Raw genomic sequence first — 19,067 nt, 5'->3', positions numbered from 1 at the left:
GTTGCGCGCCGCGCCGCCAGCGTGTCGAGAGCCTTGCATGCGGATCATCTTCATGGGCACCCCCGACTTCGCGGTCGCGATCCTCGACGCGCTGGTCGCCGCCGGACACACCATCGTCGCCGCCTACACCCAGCCGCCGCGTGCCGGCGGCCGGCGCGGCAAGGCCGCCACGCCGACCCCCATCCACGCGCGCGCGGAAGCGCTCGGCATTCCGGTGCGGCACCCGACGAGCCTGCGCACCGCAGACGCGCAGCAGGATTTCGCCGCGCTCGACGCCGATGTGGCGGTGGTCGCCGCCTACGGCCTGATCCTGCCGCAGCCGGTGCTCGATGCGCCGCGGCTCGGCTGCCTCAACGTCCATGCCTCGCTGCTGCCGCGCTGGCGCGGCGCCGCGCCGGTGCAGCGCGCAATCCTGGCCGGCGATGCGGAGACCGGCGTCGGCATCATGCAGATGGAGGCGGGGCTCGACACGGGGCCGGTGCGCCTCGAACGCCGCATCGCGATCGGCAGCGCCACCGCCGGCGCGCTGACCGGGCAGCTGGCGGCGCTGGGCGGCGAAGCGATGGTCGAAGTGCTTGGCAACTTCGACCGCTATCCCCCTGTTCCGCAACCGGAAGAAGGCGTCACCTATGCCGCCAAGCTCGGCAAGGCGGAGGCGCGCCTGCGCTTCGATCAGCCTGCCGAAGCGGTCGAGCGGCAGGTCCGCGCCTTCCACCCGACCGGCTTCTTCGAACTCGGTGGCGAGCGCTTCCGCGTGTTCGCCGCAGAGGTCGTGAGCGATACGGGCGCTGCCGGAACCGTGCTCGACGATTGGCTCACCATCGCCTGTGCGAGCGGCGCGATCCGCCCGACGCTGGTGCAGCGCGCCGGGCGCGGGGCGATGCCCGCGGCGGACCTGCTTCGCGGCTATCCAATTGCGGCAGGCACGCAGCTGTGACGCGCTTCGCGCTGACGGTGGAATATGACGGCCGGCCGTTCATGGGCTGGCAGCGGCAGGCGCACGGGCCGAGCGTCCAGCAGGCGATCGAGGATGCTGCTTATCGCATCACCGGCGAGGACGCCGCGGTTCATGCCGCCGGGCGTACCGACGCGGGCGTGCACGGGCTGGCGATGCGCGCACACGTGGACCTCGCCAAGGACATCGCCCCCTTCCGGCTGATGGAAGCGCTCAACGCGCACCTCCGCCCCGACCCGGTCGCGATCCTCGCCTGCGCGGTCGTGCCCGACGACTGGCACGCGCGCTTTTCCTGCGTCGGTCGCGCCTATGAATATCGGATCGTCAACCGGCGCGCGCCGCTGACCTGGGAGAGCGGGCTCGCTTGGCAGGTGCCGCAGCCGCTCGATAGCGCGGCGATGCATGCCGCGGCGCAGGCGCTGGTCGGGCGGCACGACTTCACCACCTTCCGCTCGGCGCATTGCCAGGCCGACAGCCCGGTGCGCACGCTCGACCGGCTCGACGTCGAGCGCGACGACGACCGGGTGCTGGTCCACGCCGCCGCGCGATCCTTCCTCCACCATCAGGTGCGCTCGATGGTCGGCTGCCTGGCGCTGGTCGGGCAAGGCCGCTGGCCGGTGGCGCGGGTCGCCGAGGTGCTGGCGGCGCGCGACCGCGCACAACTCGGCCTCAACGCACCGCCAGACGGGCTCTACTTCACCGACGCAGTGTACCCGGTCAGCGGCTGAGGCGCGCGACCAGCTCGACGTGGGTGGACCAGCGGAACTGACCCACCGGCTGCACCCAGTCGAGGCAATAGCCGCCCTCGCACATCGTCTTCACGTCGCGCGCGAAGCTGCTGGGATTGCAAGAAACATAGGCAACGACCGGCGCCTTGCTCGCCGCCAAGGCGGCCGCCTGCTCGCGTGCACCAGCGCGGGGCGGGTCGAGCACCACCGCAGCGAAGCGGTCGAGCTCTGCGGTGCTCAGCGGGCGCCGGTAGAGATCGCGGTGGTCGGCGAACACCGGCCGGCCGGCACGTGCCGCGGCGGCCTTGAGCGCGAGGATCGGCTCGCGCGCCGCTTCCCCCGCATAGACCTTTGCGCGCTCGGCGAGGGCGAGCGAGAAGGTGCCGAGCCCGGCGAACAGGTCGGCGACGGTCGGCGCCGCGCCTACCGCCTCGCCGACGCCGGCGACCAGCGCCGCCTCGCCCTCACGCGTTGCCTGAAGGAAGGCGCCGGGCTGCAACGCGACGGGCACGCCGGCGAAGGTGACGGTGGCGGGCTCGGGCTCCCAGCGCGTTTCCGGGCCGTAGCCGTCGTCGACCGATAGTCGCGCCAAACCGTGGCGCTCGGCGAAGGCGGTCAGCGCCTCCACCTCGGCGAGTTTGTCGCCGAGCGCGCCGGCGATGAGCACGTCGACGCCCCGGTCGGTCGCGGCGAGATGCACGTCGGCGCGGCGCTCGCCGAGCATCGCCGCGAGCAGGCCCCGCAGCGGCGCCACCAGCGCGAACAACTCAGGCAGCAGCACATGGCACTCGGCCATGTCGACGATACGGTGGCTGCCGGTTTCGGTGAAGCCGAGCAGCACCTGCTTCCCGCGCCGCTCGGCGTGAAGCGTCGCGCGGCGGCGGGTGCGTGGTGGCGAGACGAGCGCCGGGCGCACCTCCGCACGCAACCCTTGCCCCGCCAGCGCGCCGGTCACGCGATCACGGACGAACTCGGCATAGCTGGCATCGTCGAGGTGCTGGAGCTGACAGCCGCCGCATGCTGGGAAGTGGCGACACGGCGGCTGCTGGTGGTGCGGACCGGGCAGGATGCGGTAGTCGTCGAGCAGCCGGTCGCCGGGTGCGGCGAGCGGCACGTGGCGGCCGTCGCCGGACACCCCCTCGCCACGCGCGGCGACGCGGACGATGACGTCGCCGCTCACAGGCATTCTCCGATCGCGATCGGAAGCCGCGCGATCAGATCGTCGGCGGCGAAAGCGGGACCGGCGAGCCGGGCGGCACGGGCGTGGAGCCATACCGCTTCGTCGGCGCTCCCCCCGGCGGCATGGCGCGCCGCGACCAGGCCGGCGAGCACGTCGCCGGTGCCCGCGGTCGACAGCCAGGAGGCGGCGGCCGACGCGACGACGACCTTCCCCTCGGGCGCGGCGATGACCGTGTCGGCGCCCTTGTGCACCACCGTCGCCTGCGCCGCCTCCGCGGCGGCAAGCGTGTCGGCGATCTTGTCGGTCCCGCCGTCGAACATGCGTGCGAACTCGCCGGCGTGGGGGGTGAGCAACGTCGTCGCCTTACGCGCGGCGATCCGCCCAACGCCATCCTTGCCGAGCAGGCTCAGCGCATCGCCGTCGATCACCAGGTCGCGATCGGAGGCGAGTGCCACATCGAGCAGGTCGCGGGCCGCGTCGTCGCGGCCGAGACCCGGGCCGATCACTACCGCGCCGATCCGCGCGTCGATGAGCAATTCGGCCAGTGCCGCGCCGCCGTGCACCGGGCGGTGGACGATCGCATCCGGTCCACCCGGCGCTGTTTCACTAGCTGCAAGAATGACATAGCCGGCACCGCCGTGAAGCGCCGCGCGCGCCGCCAGTCGCGACGCGCCGGCCATGCTGCCGGCGACCACCACAACGAGCCCACGGTCGTACTTGTGCGAATCGATGGCGGGGGCGCGGAGCCGCGGCCGCGCGATGCTGTTCCAGTCGGTTGCCGCGCCCACGCCGATGTCGGCGAGCAGGACATGGCCGCACTTGGCCACGCCCGTGCCGAGCAGATGCGCCGACTTGAGCGCGCCCAGCGCTACCGTCGCGGTGATCCCATCGGGCGCGCCGAGATCGGCGCCGCTGTCGGTGGCAAGGCCGGACGGCAGGTCAATCGCGACCGCCACGCTTGCCCCGGCCACGAGCCGCGCAAGCTGCGCCGCTACTCCCGCGTCGAGCGGACGCGTCATGCCGGTGCCGAACAGTCCATCGACCAGCACCGGCCGCGGCACCGCCGCCTCCAGCGTCTGCACCTCTCCCGGCCACGCCGCCGCGTTGTCGGCCGCGGCACCGCCGCTCGGCTGCCCGAGCGCCGCCACCGCGACGTCATGCCCCCAATCGGCGAGCAGCCGCGCCACGCCATAGGCATCGCCGCCGTTGTTGCCCGGCCCGGCGAGCACGAGCACCGGCTGCCCGGCACCCAGCCGCGCGACTTCGCGCGCCACCGCGAGTGAGGCCCGCGCCATCAATTCCGCCTGGCTGGTGCCCGCGTCGAAGCAGCGCTGCTCGGCGTCCCGCATCGCCTGGCCGCGCAGGATCGGCGCGCCGGCGGGAACGATCCTCAAGCCCCCTTCCCCAACTCCGCCGGCAGGCGATAGCGCACGCCAGCGATCGCCACCTCGATCTCCTGCGGCGAACGCGAGGTGACGGTGACCGGTTCGGCGCCGTCGGCCGCGACCGGGCCTTCCGGGGTGAGCCGCAGCCGGCGGAAGCCGCCGTCGGGCTGCCGCACGGTAAGCACGGTTCCCTCCGCCGTGTCGCTCCGCTCGACGAAACAGCGTTCGGCGAAGCGGTCGCTGCCGATCGCGCAGGCGATGCGCGTGCTGCCTGGGGTGGGCTCCAGCGGCCCGGTGTCGGCGTCGCCGCAGCCGGCGAGGAGGAGCAGCGTGGCGAGGGCGCCGGCGGTCGCTAGGTTCGGTGTCATCGCGTGCCTTGTACGCCGGCAGCGCGGGCTTCGGCTAGCGCTGGCGTGACAGCGCCGTCCGCACCGTCGCGATCGTCTCGGCGAGGATTTCCGTCCAGCGCACTACGCCGGCATCGTCTGCGATCAGGTCGTTGCGGACCTCGACCGACATGCTCGGGATGCCGTGCGCCTCGGCGTGGCGGTTGAGCGTCGCGTTGAGCTCGCGCCCCGAATAGGGCTCGTTGTCGCCGGTCACCAGGCCGCGCGCCCGCAGCGCCGCGATCGCCGGTTCGGCGGCGCGCGCATCCTGGTTGTAGAGGATACCGACCTGCCACGGCCGTTCGTCCCCGCCGCTCGCCAGCCGCTGGGTGAAGCTGTGGATCGCCACCACCAGGTCCGGACGATCGTGCCGCACCGCCTGCTCGATCGCGGCATGATAGGGGATGTGGAAGCGTGTGACGCGGGCGTCGCGGTCGGCGGCGGCGTTGCCGGGAATGGCGTGGCCGTCGCTCAGCGCGGGGACGAGCCCCACATGATGCGGCTCGCGATGCAGGTCGATCACCAGCCGCGAGATCGTGCCGAGCACCGCCGGCGCACCGAGGCGCGCGGCCAGGCCGCGGGTCAGCGCCGCCGCGCCGATGTCGTAGCCGATGTGGAGGTCGAGCAGCGCCGGCAGCACGCCGAGGGCGATGTCGGCGGGAACATGATTGGAGGCGTGGTCGCACAGCAGCAGCACGCCGCCGGCGGGTCCTTCGATGCGTTCTGCCGGCGCGTGGTCTGTCGGGATCGTGGGATCGGCCATGACATGGACCTGCCCCAGCGCGACCGTGCTGTCACCCCCGGCGGGAGAGGATGGCGCCTGCACGAGACAGGGGCCATCCACGGACGTCCCGCAACGGCGTCTGATCCGCACGTCGGTTAGGCGCCATGCCACGCGCGGCCGCAACCGCGGAGTCACGTGCACTTCGTCTCGCCCCGGGACGAACTGTCACACGAGTGCCGTTTCGAGACACCACCAGTCCGCATGCGCCTGCCGGATCGCCGCGGCCGCCGTTGTGCAGGCAGCGGCATCCTCGAACAGCGCGAAGCAGGTCGCGCCCGATCCCGACATCCGCACCAGCCGCGTTCCCGCCTGCTCCGCCAGCACGGCGAGCACCCGGTCGATTGCCGGCGCTAGGCTCCGCGCCGGCGCCTCGAGGTCGTTGCGTCCGGCAAGCGCGATCCCGAGCGGATCGCCGGTCCCGATCGGCCCCCGATCCTCGCCGTCCCAGCGGCCGAACACCGTCGCTGTCGACACCTCGACACCCGGGTTGACCAGCAGCGCCGGAACCCCCGCAAGCCCCTCGATCGGTGCCAGCGTCTCGCCACGCCCGCTTCCGATCGCGGAGCGGCTGAGCAGGCAGGCGGGAACGTCGGAACCCAGCGCCTGGGCGGAGGCCTTCAACTGCGGGTGGTCGAGCGATACGTTGTCGCGGCGGGCGAGCGCACGGAGCGTCGCCGCCGCGTCGGCCGAACCGCCACCGATGCCGGAGGCGACCGGCAGGCGCTTGTCGAGCAGGATGGCGCAGGGACCGAAGGTGCCGAACGCCGCCCGATACACATCCCGCGCGCGGGTGACGAGATTGTCGCCTTCGGCCTGCAGGGTGGCGGCGAACGGGCCTGTGATGCCGATGCGGTCGGCCTCGGCCGATTCGACAGTCAGTCCGTCGCCATCGCGAACGAAGGCAAAAAGCGTTTCCAGCTCGTGGTATCCGTCCGAGCGACGATGGCGGACATGAAGCGCGAGGTTGAGCTTCGCGCGCGCGACTTCGTGGATCATCACTGGGCCGTTCCCGTGAGCCCGCGGGCAAGCTTGTCGGAAAGCCGCACCTGCATCGCGTCGTCGGCATCGAGCGTCGCCGCCGACCAGGCATAGCGTGCCTCGTACCGGCGCCCGATCCGCCACAGCAGATCGCCGAGATGCTCCTGCACCGTCCCGCTCGCCTCCTCCGCCTGGGCAGCCTCTTCGAGCAACGGCAGCGCCCGCGCGAACGCGCCCTGCCGGAAATACCCCCAGCCGAGCGAGTCCGCGATGTTGGGATCCTGCGGCGCGAGGCGGTGCGCCTGCTCGAGCATCGCGACCGCGGGGCCCAGGTTCTCGCCGCGCTCGACCTGCGCATAGCCGAGATAGTTGAGCGCCAGCGGCTGCTCGGGGGCGAGCCGGACTGCCTCGCGCAGGATCGGCAATGCCGCATCCCACCGTCCCGCCTGTTCGAGCGCGGCACCGTGCTGGAGCACCAGCGTCCAGTCGGCGGCCTCGCCTTCCCGCTGGCGCGCGAGGGCATAGGCCGCGGCGGCATCGTCGAACCGCGAACTTTCGGTGAGCAGATCGCCGAGCTGCCGCGCGTCGGCGGCACTGCCACCGGGGGCAGCCGAAAGCGCCTGGGCGGCCGTCACCGCCGCCTCGTCCTGATCGGCGCGCGCGAGCACGGCCACCTCGGCGCTGCGCGCCTCGCGCGCGAACGGGCTGTCGGCAGGGACGGCGGCGAGGGCCCGGCGCGCTTCGCCGTCGGCGCCTTCGCGGGACAGCGCGTCCGCGAGCGGGAGATAGGCGCGCGCGTAGTCGGGATCGAGGATCAGCGCCGCGCGGGTGAGCGTGATCGCGAGCGGTTCGGTATCGTCGGCGATCAGATCGCTCGCCACGCGCACGAAGAAGCGCGCGACGCCGAAGCGCGCGCCGCCCTTCGCCCCGCGGCCCAGCCGCTCCCGGTACGGCGCCAGCACCGGATCGTCGCCCGCGAGCAGCGCCTGCGCCGCATCGCGCCGGCCACGCCCCGCGAGCAGCGATGCCGCCGACCAGCGCAGCTGCGGATCCTCGCGGACGCTCCCCAGCTGTGCCTGCACCGCGGCAAGCCCCTCTGCGGTGCGCCCGCTGGCGAGCAGGATCAGTGCATGGTTTTCGGCGGCGTAGCGCCGGTCGAGCGCGTCGCCCCCCAGCGTACCCAGTTGCAGCGCGGCATCCCGGTCCCGCGCGTCGAACGCCAGCCATGCCTCCAGCACCGGGCGCAGAAAGTCGAGAGGCCCGTCCGCAAGTTCCTGCAGCGCCGCCTGGGCGCGGTCGCGCCGCTTGCCGGCCACCGCATCGGCGAAGGCGAACAGCGCGGCGTCGGGCGGGGCCACGCCGGCACGGTCCAGCACCGCCGCCGACTGGCGCGCGAGCGTCAGGTCGCCGCTCGCCAGCCCCTCGCGATAGGCGCGGATCGCGACCACTTCGCTTCCGGGCTGCGCGGCGAGCGCCAGCGCGTAGTTGCGCGCAGCGACATCGACCGCGCCGTCGGCATCGGCGGCACGCGCGCGAACATAGGCGGGCAGGTTCTCCCCGGCCGCCGCCGCCGGCAGCGTGGCGAGCACGCCTGCCGCCGCGGCCGCGCCGAGCAGCACGCGCTTACATGTTCGGATAGTTCGGTCCTCCCCCGCCCTCGGGCACCACCCAGTTGATGTTCTGGGTCGGGTCCTTGATGTCGCAGGTCTTGCAGTGGACGCAGTTCTGCGCGTTGATCACGAAGCGCGGCAGCGCACCCTCGGTCTCGACCACCTCGTACACGCCGGCCGGGCAATAGCGCTGCGCCGGCTCGTCGAACATCGGCAGATCGTAGTCGATCGGCACGTCCGGATCGCGCAGCGTGAGGTGGACCGGCTGATCCTCCTCGTGGTTGGTGTTCGACAGGAACACCGAGGACAGGCGATCGAAGGTCAGCGTGCCGTCGGGCTTGGGATAGGCGATCGGCGATACCTGATCCTTGCGCCACAGGCTCTCGTGGTCGGGATGGTGGCGCATCGTGAAGGGCATGCGCAGGCCCCAATGCTCCGCCCACATCGTCACGCCGGCCAGCCCCGAGCCGACGAAGTCGCCGAACTTCTTGACCAGCGGCACGGCGTTGCGGACCTTGCGCAGCTCTTCGTACACCCAGCTCGCCTCATAGGCGCGAGTGTAGGCGTCGAGCGTGTCGCCGGCGCGACCGGCGGCGATCGCCTCGAACGCCGCCTCGGCCGCCATCATCGCGCTCTTCATCGCGGTGTGGGTGCCCTTGATCCGCGGCACGTTCACGAAGCCGGCCGAGCAGCCGATCAGGGCGCCGCCCGGGAACACCAGCTTAGGTACCGACTGGAAGCCGCCATCGTTGATCGCGCGCGCGCCATAGGAGACGCGCTTGCCGCCCTCCAGGATCGCCGCGATCTCCGGGTGGGTCTTCCACCGCTGCATTTCGTGGAACGGCGAGAGATACGGGTTGGAATAGTTCAGCCAGGTGACGAAGCCGAGCGCCACCTGCCCGTTCGCCTGGTGATAGAGGAAGCCGCCCCCGTTCGACCCGCGCGTTTCCGACAGCGGCCAGCCCTGGGTGTGGATCACCCGTCCCGGCACGTGCTTGTCGGGGGCGATGTCCCACAGTTCCTTGATGCCCAGCCCGTAGACCTGCGGCTGCGCGTCCTTCGCGAGGTCGAAGCTGCGGATGAGCTGCTTGGTGAGGTGCCCGCGCACCCCTTCGGCGAGGAAGGTGTATTTCGCGTGGAGTTCGAGCCCCGGCTGCCAGTCGGGCTTGCGGGTGCCGTCGCGCGCCACGCCCATGTCGCCGGTCGCGACGCCCTTCACCGATCCGTCCTCGTGGAACAGCACCTCGGCGGCGGCGAAGCCGGGGAAGATCTCGACGCCCAGACCCTCGGCCTGCTCCGCCAGCCAGCGGCACAGGCTGCCGAGCGATCCGGTGTAGGTGCCCTCGTTGGACATGAACGGCGGCAGCGCGAAATGCGGCATCTCCGTCTTGCCCTTGGTGTTGAGGATCCAGTGGTGGTTCTCGGTCACCGGCACCTCGGCGAGCGGGCACCCCTGCTCGCGCCATTCGGGCAGCAGCTCGTCGAGCGCGCGCGGGTCGATCACCGCGCCCGACAGGATATGAGCGCCGACTTCCGAGCCCTTTTCGAGCACGCAGACCGCAAGCTCCTGCTCCGCCTCGCTCGCCAGCTGCTTCAACCGGATCGCCGCGGACAGGCCTGCGGGGCCCGCGCCGACGATCACGACGTCATAGGGCATCGATTCCCGCTCGCTCATCCACTCCACTCCTGTCTCGCTGCGGTACCGCGTCGTCGCGAACTCGCAACGTCTTGTCGGCCGCGGGATTCCTGCAGATTGACGGCGGCGTCAACCCGGTGGCCTATATAGCGCGATGGGGGCGGATCAGCATCTGGATTGGCAGGGCACTGCGGCAAGCGTGCTCGATTGGTGGATCGAGGCGGGGGTCGACACGCTCGTCGACGACCTGCCGCGTGACTGGCTGGTCGCCGAGGAGCGGCCGGCGATCGCGCTCGCGAGCGCAGCCGCGGCCGCCGCGGGGCCTGCTCCCGCAGCGCCGGAGCCCGCAGCCGGCTACCCCGACAGCTACGACGCCTTCGTCGCCTATCGGCTGGGCGACGGCGTGCCCGACGCCAGCTGGGCGCCGGTGCGGGTCGGACCGACGGGCGCCCCCGCCACCGCGACGCTGATGGTGCTCACCGACGTGCCCGAGGATGGCGACGCCGCCGCCGGCACGCTGCTGTCGGGGCCGGAAGGCCGGCTGCTCGACCGGATGCTCGCGGCGATCGGCACCGGCCGCGACCAGGTGCTGCTCGCCTCCCTTTGCGCCGCACGGCCGCTGGCGGGCCGGATCCCCCACGCCAGCGTCGTCGAACTGGAGTCGCTGGCGCGGCATCTGGTTGGAATCGTTCGGCCTTCGCGCCTGCTGCTGCTCGGGCAAGCGGCGAGCCGTGCGGTGCTCGGGGCGAACGGAGCACTGCATGGGGATTGTTCACCCGCGCTTAGCCATGGCACCCTAGCGTCGCGGACGATCGCCACCTACCACCCGCGGGTGTTGCTGGAGCGGCCGATGTGCAAGGCGGAAGCCTGGCGCGACCTGCAGTTGCTGATCGAGGAAAACGACGCGTGAAGATCGCCCTTGCGGTTGGTACCTTGCTGATGGCGATGCCGGTCGCCGCCCATGCCGAGGAGCTCGACGAGGGGCGGATCCCCGGTCGCTCGATCGCCGCGGCCAAGTCCGTCGGCATCCCCAGCCAGCTCACGCCCGACGAACGCGCCGGCTATCGCGCGGTGTTCGACGCGATCCGCAGCGAGCGCTGGGCCGATGCCCAGCTTCAGCTCGACTCGCTTCGGCCGGGCCCGCTGCACGCGATCGCCCGCGCCGAGATCTACACCGCCCATACCTCTCCCAAGACCGCGCTGGAGCCGCTGCTCGCGCTGCTGGGCGAGGCGCCCGAGCTTCCCCAGGCGCCGCAGCTCGCCCGCCTCGCGCAGCTGCGCGGCGCGTCGTCGCTGCCGCCGCTCCCGGTCGAGCAGCGGATGACGTGGTTCGACGGCGCGCCGACCCGGGTGCGCACGCGGGCGGTCCGCAGCGATCAGGTCTCGGCCGAACTGGCGGTGGCGATGAAGCCCTTCGTCAAGGCGGACGACGGCCGCTCCGCCGAGGCGCTGCTCGACCAGCGGGGCGGCGCGCTGACGCCGGAAGCGCGCACCGAATGGCAGCAGCGCGTCGCCTGGATCTATTTCGTCGCCGGCGACGACGCCGACGCCCGCCGCGTCGCCCGCCTCGCCCAGACCGGCCAGGGCGAATGGGCCGCGCAGGCCGACTGGACGCAGGGCATCGCCGCCTGGCGGCAGAAGGACTGCGCCGCCGCGCAGGTCGCGTTCGGCAGCGTCGCCCAGCGGGCGACCGATACCGAGCTGCGCTCCGCCGGCCTCTACTGGGCGACCCGTGCCGACATCGCCTGCGGCCGGCCGGACCTGGTGCAGGCGCGGCTGCAGAGCGCGTCGCAATATGGCGAGACCTATTACGGGCTCCTCGCGCGACAGGCGCTGGGGATGGTCGACACCAAGTCGGCACCCCAGCGGGTCACCGCCGACTGGCAGATGCTTGAGCGGCGCCCGAACGTCCGCGTCGCCGCCGCGCTCGCCGAGATCGGCGAGACCGCGCTGGCCGATCAGGTGCTGCGATATCAGGCGAAGATCGGCGGGATGGCCGATTACGCGGCGCTCACGCGCCTCTCCGGCAGCATGAACCTGCCGGGCACCCAGCTGTGGCTGTCGCACAACGGCCCCGCCGGCGCCAAGCCGGTGCTAGAGGCGCGCTATCCTGCGCCGGACTGGACGCCCGACGGCGGCTGGCGCGTCGACAAGGCGCTGGTCTACGCCCATGCACTGCAGGAATCGAAGTTCAATACCCGGGTGGTGAGCCCGGCAGGCGCTTACGGCCTGATGCAGATCATGCCCGCCGCCGCCAGCGACATCGGCCGCGCCCGCGGCATGACGATCGACCGCTCGGCGCTGTCGCGTCCGTCGACCAATATCGAGGTCGGGCAGAGCTACCTCGAAAAGCTGCGCGACATGCAGGCGACCGGCGGGCTGCTGCCCAAAGTGATCGCCGCCTACAACGCCGGCCCCAGCCCGGTGCAGGCGTGGGACCTGCAGGCGCACGATGGCGGCGACCCGCTGCTCTACATCGAGTCGATCCCCTATTGGGAGACGCGCGGCTACGTCATGTCGGTGCTGCGCAACTACTGGATGTACGAGAAGCAGGAGGGCAAGGCGTCGGCGAGCCGGGCCGCGCTCGCCCAGGGCATGTGGCCGAAGTTCCCCGGCAAGCAGGGCGGCGGCGCCGTGCGGATCAGCAGCGCAGGACGCTCGCCGGTCGCCCGTGCCAATTGATCCGGCGAGGACGTTCGTCCCCGTCCGGATCGCCGTCCTCACCGTTTCCGACACCCGCGGTCTCGCCGAGGACCGATCCGGCGACACGCTGGTCGCGCTGCTGACCGAGGCAGGTCACATCCTAGCAGACCGCGCTTTGCTGCGCGACGATGCCGACGCGATCGTCGCCCGGCTGCACGGCTGGATCGACGACCCGGCGATCGACTGCATCGTCACCACCGGAGGGACCGGCGTTACCGGCCGAGACGTCACCCCCGAAGCGGTCGAGCGCGTCGCCGACAAGATGATCCCCGGATTCGGCGAGCTGTTCCGCTGGCTGAGCTACGCCAAGATCGGCACCTCGACCGTCCAGTCGCGTGCCTGCGCCTGCGTCGCACGCGGTACCTACGTCTTCGCGCTGCCCGGCTCGACGGGGGCGGTGCGGGATGGCTGGGAAGGCATTCTCTCCACCCAGCTCGACAGCCGGCATCGCCCCTGCAACTTCGTCGAGCTGATGCCGCGGCTGAAAGAGCGCTGATCGCAGCGCCGCATCGGCACGCTTGATTTTGCGTTCCGTGTATGTTCTTCTCGACACATGGCTCGGAACGGCCGTGGCGCCACGCTCAACACTGCCAGCACCCGCTTCAACTTGCCCCAGCGCGAGGCGGACGGCGACTGGCTCGATGAACGCGAGGCGATCGACGGCGCGCCGCCGCCGGTGCGGACCAGCGTCGGAGTTCTGACCCCCCGCACGATCCTCAGCTACAATCGTTCGCCCGACATCGGCTTCGATCGCTCGATCAATCCGTACAACGGCTGCGAACACGGCTGCATCTACTGCTTCGCGCGGCCGAGCCATGCCTATCACGACCTGTCGCCCGGCCTCGACTTCGAGACCAGGCTGTTCGCCAAGCCCGATGCGCCCGCGGTGCTGCGCGCCGAGCTCGCCAAGCCGGGCTATCGGCCGCGGCCGATCGCGTTCGGGACCAACACCGATCCGTATCAGCCGATCGAGGCGGAGTGGCGGATCGCGCGGGCGTGCATCGAGGTGCTTGCCGAATGCCGCCACCCCCTGACGATCACCACCAAGTCCGATCGCGTGACCCGCGACCTCGATCTGCTCGCGCCGATGGCGGCCGAGGGACTGGCGTCGGTCGCGATCTCGGTGACCTCGCTCGACCCGGCGGTCGCGCGCACGCTGGAGCCACGCGCACCACATCCGCGCAAGCGGCTCGCCGCGATCTCCGCGTTGACGGCGGCGGGGGTGCCCTGCTTCGTCTCGATCGCACCGGTGATCCCGGCGATCACCGACGGCGAGATCGAATACATCCTGGAGCAGGCCGCCGCGGCCGGCGCGTGCGGTGCCTTCTTCCTGCCGGTGCGGCTGCCGTGGGAGGTGGCGCCGCTGTTCCGCGCCTGGCTCGACACGCACTTCCCGGATCGCGCCGAAAAGGTAATGGCGATCATCCGGTCGCTGCGCGGCGGCCGCGTCAACGACCACGACTTCTTCACCCGCATGCAGGGCTCGGGACCCTGGGCCGAGCTCCTGCGCACCCGCTTCCGCATCGCCGTGCGTCGGTTTGGCCTCGATCAGCGACGGCCGCCGCTCCGCTGCGACCGCTTCCGGCCACCGCGTGGACCGCAGGGCGAGCTGTTCGACTAGGGAACCGGATGGCGACACAAGCGCTCAGACGGGCGGGAGGAACCATGAACCGCACCTGCATCACTGCCGCCGCCGCGGCTGCCCTACTCGTTGCGCCGACGCTGCCGGCATCTGCCCAGTCCGCGCGGACCATTTCGCGCTCCGACAAGGCGCAGGGTGCGCAAGCGCATCCGCAGTTGCTCAACGAGTTCGGCGGCGCCTATGCCGGGCCGCAGGCGGCGTTCGTGGAGCGGGTCGGCAAGCGCGTGGCGGTGCAGTCCGGGCTGTCGAACGCGCAGGGCGACTTCACCGTGACGCTGCTCGACTCCTCGGTCGAGAACGCCTTCGCCATCCCCGGCGGCTATGTCTATGTGACGCGGCAGCTGCTCGCGCTGATGAACAGCGAGGCGGAACTCGCCGCGGTGCTGGGGCATGAGGTCGGCCACGTCGCCGCGCGCCATTCCAACAAGCGCAACACGCGCGCGACGCTCGGCGGTCTGCTGTCGGCAGGGCTCGGCTGGGTGACGGGGAGCGATCTCGTCGGCCGGCTCGCCAACACCGGCAGCCAGCTCTACACCCTCGGGTTCAGCCGTTCGCAGGAATATGAGGCCGACGGACTGGGCGTGCGCTACGCCAGCGCGGCGGGCTACGACCCGTACGGCATGTCGGCGATGCTGAGCCAGCTCAACAACGACCAGAACCTGACGGCGCGGATCGAGGGGCGGCAGGCCGATGCGGTGCCGACCTGGGCGAGCACCCACCCCAACGGCGCCGACCGCGTCGCGCGGGCGCGGCAGCTGGCGCAGGGCGCGCGCGGAACCGCGGCGAGCGGCGTGCAGGACGTCGCCTTCCTGCGCATGCTCGACGGTCTGACCTATGACGACAATCCCGCCCAGGGCGTGATCGACGGCCAGACCTTCCGCCACCCGCAGCTGCGGCTCCAGTTCACGGCCCCGGCGGGGTACAAGATCGCCAACAGCGCCGATGCGGTGACGGTGGCGGGCGACGGCGGCCAGGCGCAGTTCCGCGCCGCCGCCGCCACCAGCGACCTCCCCGGCTTCGTCCGCGCGCGGCTGGCCGAGCTCGGCGCGCGCAGCACCAACGCCGTCGAGCTCCGCGCGGCACAGGTCAACGGGCTGGAGATGGTGCAGGGCACCGTGTCGGCGACCAGCAACGGCCGTGCCGTCGACGCGACGGTCGCCGCCTATCGCTTCCCGTCGGCGACCTATTACTTCCTGATCGTGACGCCGCAGGGAAGCCGCCTCGGCGCCTTCGCCAGCCTGACATCGAGCGTCGCGCAGCTGAGCCCGCAGGCGGCTGCGGCGATCAAGGGCAAGCGCATCCGCATCGTCACGGTCAAGGCCGGCGACACGATCGACAGCCTGTCGCGGCAGATGGCCTATCCCGATTATCAGCGCGAACGGTTCGTCACGCTCAACGCGCTGGAGAACACGTCGACGCTGACGCCCGGCCGGCTCGTCAAGCTGGTCGTCGCCGGCTGAGGCTCAGGCGACGGCGGACAGGCGCTTGGGATCGGCGGCGCGCAGGCTCGCCGATCCCACCCCCGGCAGGCGTTCCACCCGGCTGGTGAGTTCGCCGTCGAGCAGATAGTCGCGGCCGAGCAGCACGTGCGCGGTGACGCCGTCCGCTGCCTCGACCTCGGCCCACACCTCGCCGCGCGCACCGCGATGATCGGCGAGCAGCGTCGCCAGCGCGGGGAGCGCCACCGCGTCCTCCAGCACCAGCTCCAGCATCAGCCGGACGCTGTTCGCCAGCGCCTGGAACGGCTTGACCGCCTTCACCGTCACCCGCGCGCTCTCGTCGCCGGGACGCCGATCCAACTCCAGCGTCATCAGCCCGCAGCCGCCGATCTTGCCCGCTTCCTCCAGCGCGGCCGCCGCGTCGTCCTCGAAGCAGGTGGCGATGCACTGGCCGCTCGCGTCGGACAGCGTCGCCATCATGTAGCGCTTGCCGCGCGCGGAGGTGCGCCAGCGCGCGTCCTCGACCAGCGCGGCGACGGTCGCGCCCGACCGGCCGCCCTCGGGCACTGGCGTGTCGGCGAGCGCCGCGATGCTGCGCGCGCCGTGCACCTTGGCGAGGTGCGCGTAGCGGTCGAGCGGGTGTGCCGAGAAGTAGAAGCCGAATGCTTCGCGCTCGGCGGCGATCGCCTCGGTCATCGACCAATGCGCCTGCGGCAGGCGGATCGCCGGCTCGGCCGCACCGCCGCCGATGCCGAACAGCCCGCCCTGCCCGCTCAGCTTGTTCTCCTGCGTGCGCGCCGCGACGCCGAGCACGGTTTCCGCCGCGGCCGCGACCGCAGGACGATCGGCGACGATGCTGTCGAAGGCGCCGGCTGAGGCGAGCGTCTCCAGCTGACGCTTGTTGAGCAGCCGCGGGTCGGCGCGGTGGGCGAAATCGTCGAGCGTCTCGAACGGCCCGTTGGTGCGGCGTTCCTCGACCAGCAGCTCCATCGCGCGTTCGCCCACGCCCTTGAGCGCCGCGAGCGCATAACGCACCGCCAGCCCGCCCCCCTCGCCTTCGCCCTCCGGCTGCACGTCGAACTCGGCTTCGCTCGCGTTGAGGTCGGGGCCGCGGCACGGGATGCCCAGCCGCTTCATGTCGTCGACGAAGATCGCCAGCTTGTCGGTCTGCGCCATGTCGAAGCACATCGACGCGGCGAAGAACTCGTGCGGGTGGTGCGCCTTCAGCCACGCGGTCTGATAGGCGAGCAGCGCATAAGCGGCGGCGTGCGACTTGTTGAAGCCGTAGCCGGCGAATTTGTCGATCAAGTCGAACAGCTCGTTGGCCTTGGCCTCGGGGATGGCGTTCACCTTGGCACAGCCCTCGACGAAGATCGAGCGCTGGGCGTCCATCTCCGCCTGCACCTTCTTGCCCATCGCACGGCGCAGCATGTCCGCGCCGCCTAGCGAATAGCCGGCCAGGATCTGCGCGGCCTGCATCACCTGTTCCTGATAGACGAAGATCCCGTAGGTCTCCTTCAGGATCGGCTCGAGCAGGTCGTGCGGGTAGACGATCTCCTCACGCCCGGCCTTGCGCGCGCCGAAGGTCGGGATGTTGTCCATCGGGCCCGGGCGATAGAGCGACACGAGCGCGATGATGTCGCCGAAGTTGGTCGGCCGCACCGCGGTCAGCGTGCGGCGCATGCCTTCCGATTCCAGCTGGAACACGCCGACGGTGTCGCCGCGCTGGAGGAGTGCGTACACGCCCTCGTCGTCCCAGCCCAGGCTGTCGAGGTCGACCGTCACGCCACGCTTGGCGAGCAGCTGCACCGCCTTCTTGAGCACCGACAAGGTCTTGAGGCCCAGGAAGTCGAACTTCACCAGTCCCGCGCCCTCGACGTACTTCATGTCGAACTGGGTGACCGGCATGTCGGAGCGCGGATCGCGATAGAGCGGCACCAGCTCGGCGAGGGGGCGGTCGCCGATCACCACGCCGGCGGCGTGGGTCGAGCTGTGGCGCGGCAGGCCTTCCAACTTCATCGCCAGGTCGAGCAGGCGGCGGACGTCGTCCTCGCGCTCATACTGGTGCGCCAGTTCGCTGACGCCGTTGATCGCGCGGTCGAGCGTCCACGGGTCGGTCGGGTGGTTCGGCACCAGCTTGGCGAGCCGGTCGACCTGGCCGTAGCTCATCTGCAGCACGCGCCCGGTGTCCTTGAGCACCGCGCGCGCCTTGAGCTTTCCGAAGGTGATGATCTGCGCCACCTGGTCGCGGCCGTACTTGCCCTGGACGTAGCGGATGACCTCGCCACGCCGGGTTTCGCAAAAGTCGATGTCGAAATCGGGCATCGACACGCGTTCCGGGTTGAGGAAGCGTTCGAACAGCAGCCCCAATTTGATCGGATCGAGATCGGTAATGGTGAGCGCCCAGGCGACCGCCGACCCCGCGCCCGAACCACGCCCCGGACCCACGGGGATGTCGTGGTCCTTGGCCCATTTGATGAAGTCGGCGACGATCAGGAAGTAGCCGGGGAAGCCCATCTGGATGATGATGCCGACCTCGAACGCCAGCCGCTCGAAATACTCCGGGAAGCGCGCCTGCAGCGCCGCTTCGTCAAGCTCCGACCCTTCGCCGTCCTCCAGCGCGACGATCTTTCGCAGCCGGTCGATCATGCCGGCAAAGGCGTCCTCGCGCAGCCGCGTCGCCTCGCCCTCGCGATCGCCGGCGAGGCTGGGGAGGATCGGCTTGCGCTTGGGTGCCGCGACCGCACAGCGCTGCGCCACCACCAGCGTGTTCGCGATCGCCTCCGGCAGGTCGTCGAACATTGCCCGCATCGTGTCGGCGGGTTTCATCCACAGATCGGGCGAGCTGCGCTGGCGATCCTCGCTCGCGACATAGCTGGAGCTGGCGATGCAGAGCATCGCATCGTGCGCCTGGTGGAAATCGGCGTCGGCGAAGCAGCAGGGGTTGGTGGCGACCAGCGGCAGGTTGCGATCGTAGGCGAGGTCGAGCAGCGCCGCCTCGGCCCGTTGCTCGACGTCCTCGTTGCGGCGGCACAGCTCGACGTAGAGCCGGCCGGGGAACAGCGCCTCCAGCCGATCGGCATAGGCCAGCGCGGCGGCGTCCTGCCCCTCGGCGAACAGCCGGGCAAGCGCGCCCTCGCCGCCCGCGGTCAGCGCGAGCAGTCCCTCGTTATGCGCCTCCAGCGCGGCGAGCGGCACGTGCGCGGGGATCTCCACCGGCCGGTCGAGGTGTGCCTTGGACACCAGCGCGCATAGGTTCTCGTAGCCGCGCATGTCCTGCGCATAGAGCGCGATCCAGTCGAGCGGCGCCTCGACGCCTTCGGGCACCGGGCGGGCGACGCTCAGCAGCGTGCCGATGATCGGCTGCACGCCCTCGTTCCGGCACGCGTCCGAAAACGCCATCGCCGCATAGAGGCCGTTGCGGTCGGTCAGCGCAATCGCGGGGAAGCCGAGCTTCGCCGCCTTCTTGGCGAGCGCCTTGGGATCGATCGCGCCCTCGAGCATGGTGAAGGAGGAGAAGGTGCGAAGCGGTACGAACCCGGAATGCGGCATCGGGGGAGCCTAGCGGATCGAGCATGATTCGACCAGCACGGCCGCCGACACAATGCGGCCGGCGGAGCACCGATCGCGTGCTCCGCCGT

The 19,067-nt window shown here is 71.3% G+C and carries 15 protein-coding genes; 7 read left to right on the top strand and 8 right to left on the bottom strand.

The features are described from left to right. The first annotated feature begins 37 nt into the window (after nucleotides 1-37). On the top strand, nucleotides 38-937 hold the full coding sequence (gene fmt / locus ACBY01_RS00730) for a methionyl-tRNA formyltransferase (protein WP_416458824.1): 900 nt from the start codon (nucleotides 38-40) through the stop codon (nucleotides 935-937). Continuing rightward, nucleotides 934-1,683: a tRNA pseudouridine(38-40) synthase TruA gene (gene truA, locus ACBY01_RS00725; RefSeq protein ID WP_416458823.1), complete on the top strand. Its 750-nt coding sequence runs from the start codon at nucleotides 934-936 to the stop codon at nucleotides 1,681-1,683. Before fmt ends, truA begins: the two co-directional genes overlap by 4 nt. Here the strand turns inward: truA and ACBY01_RS00720 are convergent. The 7 genes from ACBY01_RS00720 to ACBY01_RS00690 all read right to left on the bottom strand — a co-directional run bounded on the left by ACBY01_RS00720 (nucleotide 1,673) and on the right by ACBY01_RS00690 (nucleotide 9,681). After that, nucleotides 1,673-2,869 (bottom strand): class I SAM-dependent RNA methyltransferase, encoded by a 1,197-nt coding sequence (locus tag ACBY01_RS00720; RefSeq protein WP_416458822.1) that lies wholly within the window; start codon nucleotides 2,867-2,869, stop codon nucleotides 1,673-1,675. The genes truA and ACBY01_RS00720 overlap by 11 nt on opposite strands. Further along, a complete protein-coding gene (locus ACBY01_RS00715) occupies nucleotides 2,860-4,257 on the bottom strand; it encodes an NAD(P)H-hydrate dehydratase (RefSeq protein WP_416458821.1) in 1,398 nt (465 codons plus the stop codon). The genes ACBY01_RS00720 and ACBY01_RS00715 overlap by 10 nt, the downstream gene beginning before the upstream one ends. Next, the gene (locus ACBY01_RS00710; RefSeq protein ID WP_416458820.1) at nucleotides 4,254-4,616 is read right to left on the bottom strand and encodes a hypothetical protein; all 363 of its coding nucleotides are present in this window, start codon (nucleotides 4,614-4,616) and stop codon (nucleotides 4,254-4,256) included. Before ACBY01_RS00710 ends, ACBY01_RS00715 begins: the two co-directional genes overlap by 4 nt. A gap of 34 nt (nucleotides 4,617-4,650) precedes the next feature. Next, the gene (locus ACBY01_RS00705) at nucleotides 4,651-5,397 is read right to left on the bottom strand and encodes an N-formylglutamate amidohydrolase (protein WP_416458819.1); all 747 of its coding nucleotides are present in this window, start codon (nucleotides 5,395-5,397) and stop codon (nucleotides 4,651-4,653) included. A 186-nt stretch (nucleotides 5,398-5,583) separates the two neighbouring features. Then, on the bottom strand, nucleotides 5,584-6,414 hold the full coding sequence (locus ACBY01_RS00700) for a 4-(cytidine 5'-diphospho)-2-C-methyl-D-erythritol kinase (protein WP_416458818.1): 831 nt from the start codon (nucleotides 6,412-6,414) through the stop codon (nucleotides 5,584-5,586). After that, nucleotides 6,414-8,015, bottom strand: coding sequence for a tetratricopeptide repeat protein (locus ACBY01_RS00695; RefSeq protein ID WP_416458817.1), 1,602 nt, complete (start codon nucleotides 8,013-8,015; stop codon nucleotides 6,414-6,416). Before ACBY01_RS00695 ends, ACBY01_RS00700 begins: the two co-directional genes overlap by 1 nt. Before the next feature lie 4 nt (nucleotides 8,016-8,019). Beyond that, nucleotides 8,020-9,681: an electron transfer flavoprotein-ubiquinone oxidoreductase gene (locus tag ACBY01_RS00690; RefSeq protein WP_416458816.1), complete on the bottom strand. Its 1,662-nt coding sequence runs from the start codon at nucleotides 9,679-9,681 to the stop codon at nucleotides 8,020-8,022. A gap of 115 nt (nucleotides 9,682-9,796) precedes the next feature. On the opposite strand from ACBY01_RS00690, the gene ACBY01_RS00685 reads away from it, so the two are divergent. Genes ACBY01_RS00685 through ACBY01_RS00665 form a run of 5 tightly spaced genes read left to right on the top strand, consistent with a single transcriptional unit; the run spans nucleotide 9,797 to nucleotide 15,447 of the window. Further along, nucleotides 9,797-10,552, top strand: coding sequence for a uracil-DNA glycosylase family protein (locus tag ACBY01_RS00685; protein ID WP_416458815.1), 756 nt, complete (start codon nucleotides 9,797-9,799; stop codon nucleotides 10,550-10,552). Nucleotides 10,553-10,581: 29 nt separating this feature from the next. Continuing rightward, nucleotides 10,582-12,324, top strand: coding sequence for a lytic transglycosylase domain-containing protein (locus ACBY01_RS00680; RefSeq protein WP_416458948.1), 1,743 nt, complete (start codon nucleotides 10,582-10,584; stop codon nucleotides 12,322-12,324). Then, a complete protein-coding gene (gene moaB / locus ACBY01_RS00675; RefSeq protein ID WP_416458814.1) occupies nucleotides 12,314-12,841 on the top strand; it encodes a molybdenum cofactor biosynthesis protein B in 528 nt (175 codons plus the stop codon). The genes ACBY01_RS00680 and moaB overlap by 11 nt, the downstream gene beginning before the upstream one ends. A gap of 57 nt (nucleotides 12,842-12,898) precedes the next feature. Then, a complete protein-coding gene (locus ACBY01_RS00670) occupies nucleotides 12,899-13,966 on the top strand; it encodes a PA0069 family radical SAM protein (protein ID WP_416458813.1) in 1,068 nt (355 codons plus the stop codon). Between the two features lie 44 nt (nucleotides 13,967-14,010). Then, nucleotides 14,011-15,447 (top strand): M48 family metalloprotease, encoded by a 1,437-nt coding sequence (locus tag ACBY01_RS00665; RefSeq protein ID WP_416458812.1) that lies wholly within the window; start codon nucleotides 14,011-14,013, stop codon nucleotides 15,445-15,447. A 3-nt stretch (nucleotides 15,448-15,450) separates the two neighbouring features. On the opposite strand, the gene dnaE is transcribed toward ACBY01_RS00665, so the two are convergent. Next, nucleotides 15,451-18,978, bottom strand: coding sequence for a DNA polymerase III subunit alpha (gene dnaE / locus ACBY01_RS00660; RefSeq protein ID WP_416458811.1), 3,528 nt, complete (start codon nucleotides 18,976-18,978; stop codon nucleotides 15,451-15,453). Nucleotides 18,979-19,067: the final 89 nt, after the last annotated feature.

This window comes from Sphingomonas mangrovi, assembly GCF_047975845.1.
Taxonomy (GTDB): Bacteria; Pseudomonadota; Alphaproteobacteria; order Sphingomonadales; family Sphingomonadaceae; genus Sphingomonas.
Note: the sequence above shows the minus strand (reverse complement) of the source record. Positions and strands in the feature narration are given on the sequence as shown.

Excerpts from the sequence above, each read along its gene's own strand:
- fmt (WP_416458824.1), top strand. The coding sequence starts at position 38 with ATGCGGATCATCTTCATGGGCACCCCCGACTTCGCGGTCGCGATCCTC.
- ACBY01_RS00720 (WP_416458822.1), bottom strand. The coding sequence starts at position 2,869 with ATGCCTGTGAGCGGCGACGTCATCGTCCGCGTCGCCGCGCGTGGCGAG.
- ACBY01_RS00710 (WP_416458820.1), bottom strand. The coding sequence starts at position 4,616 with ATGACACCGAACCTAGCGACCGCCGGCGCCCTCGCCACGCTGCTCCTC.
- ACBY01_RS00705 (WP_416458819.1), bottom strand. The coding sequence starts at position 5,397 with ATGGCCGATCCCACGATCCCGACAGACCACGCGCCGGCAGAACGCATC.
- ACBY01_RS00700 (WP_416458818.1), bottom strand. The coding sequence starts at position 6,414 with ATGATCCACGAAGTCGCGCGCGCGAAGCTCAACCTCGCGCTTCATGTC.
- ACBY01_RS00690 (WP_416458816.1), bottom strand. The coding sequence starts at position 9,681 with ATGAGCGAGCGGGAATCGATGCCCTATGACGTCGTGATCGTCGGCGCG.
- ACBY01_RS00685 (WP_416458815.1), top strand. The coding sequence starts at position 9,797 with ATGGGGGCGGATCAGCATCTGGATTGGCAGGGCACTGCGGCAAGCGTG.
- ACBY01_RS00680 (WP_416458948.1), top strand. The coding sequence starts at position 10,582 with ATGGCGATGCCGGTCGCCGCCCATGCCGAGGAGCTCGACGAGGGGCGG.
- ACBY01_RS00670 (WP_416458813.1), top strand. The coding sequence starts at position 12,899 with ATGGCTCGGAACGGCCGTGGCGCCACGCTCAACACTGCCAGCACCCGC.
- ACBY01_RS00665 (WP_416458812.1), top strand. The coding sequence starts at position 14,011 with ATGAACCGCACCTGCATCACTGCCGCCGCCGCGGCTGCCCTACTCGTT.
- dnaE (WP_416458811.1), bottom strand. The coding sequence starts at position 18,978 with ATGCCGCATTCCGGGTTCGTACCGCTTCGCACCTTCTCCTCCTTCACC.